We start from the raw sequence: 5,494 nt of genomic DNA, 5'->3' as shown, positions 1-5,494 counted from the left end.
GTCCGGCCCCGGTTCAGGCGGGGCCGGACACCCGGAGTCGGGGGCCCTGGGCGGGGGTCTCAGGCCTTGGCGAGTTCCTTCTCGCCCTCTTCGCGCTGCTCGGGCAGTTCCGCCGGGACCGTCCCGTCGGCGTCGGTGTCGACGTCGTCGTCGTGGTCGAGCAGGGTCTTCTCGTCGAACGGCAGGCCGCCGGCGAGCACCAGCCGCACGCGCTCCTTGTCGATCTCCTTGGTCCAGGTGCCGACCAGGACGGTGGCGACGGCGTTGCCGGCGAAGTTGGTGAGGGCGCGGGCCTCGCTCATGAAGCGGTCGATGCCGACGATGAGGCCCATGCCGTCCACCAGGGCGGGCTTGTGCGACTGGAGACCGCCGGCCAGGGTCGCCATGCCCGCGCCGGTGACGCCGGCCGCGCCCTTGGAGGCGACGAACAGGAACAGCAGCAGCGGGATCTGCTCGCCGATCGACATCGGGGTGCCCATCGCGTCGGCGATGAACAGGGACGCCATGGTCATGTAGATCATGGTGCCGTCGAGGTTGAAGGAGTAGCCGGTCGGGACGGTGATGCCGACGACGGGCTTGCTGACGCCCAGGTGCTCCATCTTCGCGATGAGCCGCGGCAGCGCGGACTCGGAGGAGGAGGTGGACAGGATCAGCAGGAACTCACGGGCGAGGTACTTGAAGAACGTCAGGATGTTGAGACCCGTGAAGATCTTCAGCAGCGCGCCGAGCACGATGAAGACGAACAGGAAACACGTGGTGTAGAAGCCGAGCATCAGCACGGCGAGGCTCTTGAGCGCGTCCACGCCCGCCGAGCCGACGACCGCGGCCATCGCGCCGAACGCGCCGATCGGGGCGGCCCACATCACCATCGCGAGGATGCGGAAGACGAGCCGCTGGATGTGCTCGACGCCGCGCAGGATCGGGCGGCCGGCCTTGCCCATGCCCTGGAGGGCGAAACCGCACAGCAGCGCGATGAGCAGGGTCTGGAGCACGTCCGGCTGGGTGAAGGCGGAGACGATGGTGGTGGGGATGATGCCGAGCAGGAACTCGGTGGTGTCCTTGGCCTCCGCCGAGACCTGCGCCTGGCCGGTCTCCTTCACGGCGTCGGTGATGTGCAGCCCGCTGCCCGGCTCCAGGATGTTGCCGACGACGAGGCCGATGGTGAGGGCGACGAGCGACATGACCACGAAGTAGCCGAGCGCGATGCCGCCGACCTTGCCGACCTTGGCGGCCTTGCGGACCGACCCGATGCCCAGCACGATCGTGCAGAAGATGATCGGCGAGATCATCATCTTGATCAGGTTGACGAAGCCGGTCCCGATGGGCTTCAGCTCGACGGCGAAGTCGGGGGCGACGAGGCCCACCGTGATGCCGAGCGCCACCGCGATGATCACCGCGATGTACAGGTAGTGGGTGCGGTCCCGCTTGACCACGGGTGCGGCAGGTGCCGTATCGGGGGTGCTGCTGGCGGCCACGGCTGCCCTCCTTGACGTCTTCGTCGGCATTCACCGGCGTGCGGCTCACGTCCGGGAAGTTGTGGGGGATGCCGTGACTCTCTCGCGCCGTGTGAGGGCGGTCACCCTTCCGTTCATTTAGTTCACGCTCGACCGCGGGGGCACACTGACGGCATGCGCATCCCCGACCTGCCCCGACCCCGCAGCCTCGCAGGCCAGCTGTTCGCCATGCAGGCCGTGCTGATCGCGGTGCTCGTGGCGGGATACGCGCTGTTCACGTACGTCAGCGACCGCGACCAGGCCGAGCAGGCGGCGCGCAGCCAGGCCACCGCGGTCGCCCGTTCCGTCGCCGACTCCCCCTCGGTGCGGGCGGCGATCCACACGGCCCACCCGACGGCCGAGCTCCAGCCGTACGCGCTGCGGATCATGCGGGACACCGACGTCGACTTCGTCACGATCATGAACCCGCGGGGCATCCGCTGGACCCACCCGGACGTCACCCAGATCGGCCAGCGCTTCCGCGGGAACACCGAGCCGGCCCTGCGGGGGGACACCTTCACCGAGACCTACACCGGCACCCTCGGCGCGTCCGTCCGCGCGGTCACCCCCATCGAGGACGGCGACCGCACGATCATCGGCATGGTCAGCGCCGGCATCAAGGTCGAGTCGATCAGCAAGCGGGTCCAGGACCAGGTGACGGCGCTGTTCGCGGTGGCCGGCGGGGCGCTCGCGCTCGGCGCGATCGGCACGTACGTCATCAACGCGTCGCTGCGCCGGCACACCCACGGCATGAACGCCACCGAGCTGAGCCGCATGCACGACTATCACCAGGCCGCGTTGCACGCGGTGCGCGAGGGGCTGCTGATGCTGGACGGACAGTACAAGGTGGCGCTGATCAACGACGGAGGGCGCGAGTTGCTCGGGGTCTCCGAGGAGGTGGTGGGGCGGTCCGTCGCGGAGCTCGGTCTGCCCGCTCCGCTGACGGGCGCGCTGCTGGCCTCGGAACCGCGGGTGGACGAGGTGCACCTGGCGGCGGACCGCGTGCTCGTCGTGAACACCTCCCCGGTGTCGGGCGGCGAACGCCGCGGCACGGTCGTCACCCTGCGCGACGTGACCGAACTTCAGTCGCTGATGGGCGAGTTGGACTCCGAGCGCGGTTTCACGCAGGCGCTGCGCTCACAGGCCCACGAGGCGGCGAACCGGCTGCACACGGTCGTCTCGCTGATCGAGCTGGGGCGGGCCGAGGAGGCCGTCGACTTCGCGACGGCGGAACTGGAGCTGGCCCAGGCGCTGACCGACCGGGTCGTCGCGGCGGTCGGCGAGCCGGTCCTGGCGGCGCTGCTGCTGGGCAAGACGGCCCAGGCCAACGAGCGGGGCGTGGAGCTGGTGGTGTCCGAGGAGAGCACGCTGGACGACGGCGTCCTGCCGCGGTCCCTGCCGGCCCGCGACCTGGTGACGATCCTGGGCAACCTGATCGACAACGCGGTGGACGCGGCCCAGGGCAGCATGCGGGCCCGGGTGACGGTGACGGCGTCCACGCAACACGGCGAACTCCTGCTGCGGGTGGCGGACACGGGAGCGGGGGTGGACCCCGCGCACGCCTCCCTGGTCTTCGAGCGCGGCTTCTCGACGAAGCCGTCCGGGCCGGCCGGCCGGGGCCTCGGGCTGGCCCTGGTCCGGCAGGCCGTGCAGCGGCACGAGGGGTCCTTGTCGGTGACCGGGGCCGACGGTGGCGGAGCCGAGTTCACGGTGCGCCTGCCGCTGCGGACGGCCGCCGCGTCGACGCCGGGAGGCAGAGGATGACGGGCACGGAGCCGATCAGGGTGCTGGTCGTGGAGGACGATCCGGTCGCCGCCGACGCCCACGTCATGTACGTGGGACGGGTCCCGGGGTTCGTGGCCGTGGGCAAGGCCCACACCGGCGCGGAGGCCCGCCGCCTGCTGGACCGCACGCCGGTCGACCTCCTGCTGCTGGACCTGCACCTGCCGGACGGCCACGGCCTGCAGCTGGCCCGCTCGCTGCGGGCGGCCGGGTACCACGCCGACGTCATAGCGGTGACGTCGGCGCGCGACCTGACGGTGGTGCGTGAGGGCGTCTCGCTGGGGGTCGTGCAGTACGTGCTGAAGCCCTTCACGTTCGCGACCCTGCGCGACCGGCTGGTGCGGTACGCGCAGTTCCGGGGGGCGGCGGGCGAGGCGAGCGGCCAGGACGAGGTCGACCGGGCGCTCGCGACGCTGCGCGCGCCGGGCCCGGCCGCGCTGCCCAAGGGGCTGAGCGCACCGACACTGGAGCGGGTGACGGAGGCGGTCCGGCAGGCCGCGGAGGGGCTGACGGCGGCCGGGGTCGCCGAGGCGGTGGGCATATCGCGGATCACCGCCCGGCGGTATCTGGAGCATCTCGTCGAGGCCGGGCGGGCCGAACGCAAGCCGCTGTACGGGCAGGTGGGAAGGCCGGAGCTGGTCTACCGATGGGTTCCGGGCCCCGTCAAGTGACGCCGGGCCGCCCGGCGGCGGCGCGCGGCCCGAGGGGATCCTCACTCACCGGCGGCCGCACCGCCGACGGGGCCGCCCGCCGCGAACGGCACCGCGTAGCGCACGACGAACACCCCCAGCCCGGCCACGGCCGCCGCCTCGGCGAGGGAGAGCACCAGCAGGCCCGTCGTCACCTGTCCGCCGCACCAGTACACGACCAGCGCGGCCAGCGGGACGACGCAGAAGGCCAGCAGGTCGACCACGCACTGCACGATCTTGCGCGAGACCCGCCGGGCGTCGCCACGGTGATAGGCCTCCCACCCGAACGCCACGTCGACGCCGGCCAGTTCGGCCAGCCGCGGTCCCAGGTCCTGGCGCACGTAGCGGCCGGCGGCCGAGATCTTCTCGTCGTTGACCAGGTAGGTCCACCCCAGCACGACGCACACCGGCGGCAGGGCGAGCAGCATCGCCGTCTGCGCGGCCTGGGCCGCGGCGGCGACGACCGCCGCCACCACCGTCAGGGTCACGTAGAGCAGGTTGTCGCGGAACCCGATCCGGGCCTTCTGCTCGTCCTTGACGCTCTGGTACTCCGCGAGCAGCAACTGCCCCGGACGCACGTCCTGTTGCCCGTCCCGTTCGGTCATGGCGACCGCTCCCTCCCCCGATGGACTAGGCAGTACCTTAAGGGGGTGGCGGAGACGAATCCCACGGTCGTGGTCCTCACCGCGCTCGCCGTCGAGTACGGCGCGATGCGCGAACTGCTGGAGAGTCCCGACGAGATCGTCCTCGCCGACGGCACCCGGCTGGAACGGGGCCGGCTTCCCGGCACGCGCTGGACGGCGGCGATCGCCGAACTCGGCGAGGGGGCGCTGACCGCGGCCGCGCTGACCACCCGTGTCGTCGCCGAACTACGGCCGCAGTGCCTGCTGTTCGTGGGCGTCGCGGGCGCACTCAAGGACGACCTGGGGCTCGGCGACGTCGTCGTGGGCACCAAGGTGTACGCCGTCCACGGCGGCAAGCAGACCCCCGAGGGGTTCCTGGCCCGGCCGCAGGCCTGGCACGGCTCGCACCGGCTGCTCCAGGCGGCCCGGTCGGCGCTGCGCGACCTGGACGGGGTGCGCGCCCACTGCAAGCCGATCGCCTGCGGCGACGTCGTGGTGGCGGACGAGCGGTCGGCGTTGCGCGAGCACATCCGGCGCACCTACGAGGACGCGTACGCCATCGAGACGGAGGGCTCGGGGGCGGCCCACGCGGCGCACCTGTGCGGCCGGCTGGACGCCCTGGTCATCCGGGGCGTGAGCGACCTCGCCGACGCGGGGAAGGCCGCGGCCGACGCGGCGGGCTCGCAGCGGCTGGCGGCGGCGCGGGCGGCCGCGGTCGCGGCGGCGCTCCTGCGCCGGCACGAGCCCGGGTCACGGGAGGTCCGCGACGGCGGCGAGGGGCCCCGGGGCGGCCCCGGCGGCGACCAGATCCGCTTCGAGGGCGGCACCTACTACGGGCCCGTCATCGGAAAGATCACCGGACGCCCGGACTGATCGCCCCACCGTCCCCGTCCGGCCCCGCCGTCAC

General features: G+C 72.5%; 5 protein-coding genes. 3 read left to right on the top strand and 2 right to left on the bottom strand.

Annotated features, from left to right (window positions below):
• Positions 1-59: 59 nt before the first annotated feature.
• Positions 60-1,505 (bottom strand): cation:dicarboxylate symporter family transporter, encoded by a 1,446-nt coding sequence (locus tag KMS84_RS37700; protein WP_256921066.1) that lies wholly within the window; start codon positions 1,503-1,505, stop codon positions 60-62.
• 123 nt (positions 1,506-1,628) lie between these two features.
• Between KMS84_RS37700 and KMS84_RS37695 the strand changes: the two genes are divergently transcribed.
• Entirely contained in the window at positions 1,629-3,257 is a 1,629-nt protein-coding gene (locus KMS84_RS37695; protein WP_256921065.1) for an ATP-binding protein, read from the top strand.
• Complete coding sequence (locus KMS84_RS37690) at positions 3,254-3,946, top strand: response regulator (RefSeq protein WP_256921064.1); 693 nt, start codon at positions 3,254-3,256, stop codon at positions 3,944-3,946. The genes KMS84_RS37695 and KMS84_RS37690 overlap by 4 nt, the downstream gene beginning before the upstream one ends.
• A gap of 41 nt (positions 3,947-3,987) precedes the next feature.
• Here KMS84_RS37690 and KMS84_RS37685 read toward each other — a convergent pair whose 3' ends face one another.
• The gene (locus tag KMS84_RS37685; RefSeq protein WP_256921063.1) at positions 3,988-4,569 is read right to left on the bottom strand and encodes a hypothetical protein; all 582 of its coding nucleotides are present in this window, start codon (positions 4,567-4,569) and stop codon (positions 3,988-3,990) included.
• A gap of 45 nt (positions 4,570-4,614) precedes the next feature.
• Between KMS84_RS37685 and KMS84_RS37680 the strand changes: the two genes are divergently transcribed.
• On the top strand, positions 4,615-5,460 hold the full coding sequence (locus KMS84_RS37680) for a 5'-methylthioadenosine/S-adenosylhomocysteine nucleosidase family protein (protein WP_256921062.1): 846 nt from the start codon (positions 4,615-4,617) through the stop codon (positions 5,458-5,460).
• Positions 5,461-5,494 lie beyond the last annotated feature (34 nt).

It is taken from the genome of Streptomyces hilarionis (assembly GCF_024539675.1).
In the GTDB taxonomy this organism is placed as follows: Bacteria; Actinomycetota; Actinomycetes; order Streptomycetales; family Streptomycetaceae; genus Streptomyces; species Streptomyces hilarionis.
Note: the sequence above shows the minus strand (reverse complement) of the source record. Positions and strands in the feature narration are given on the sequence as shown.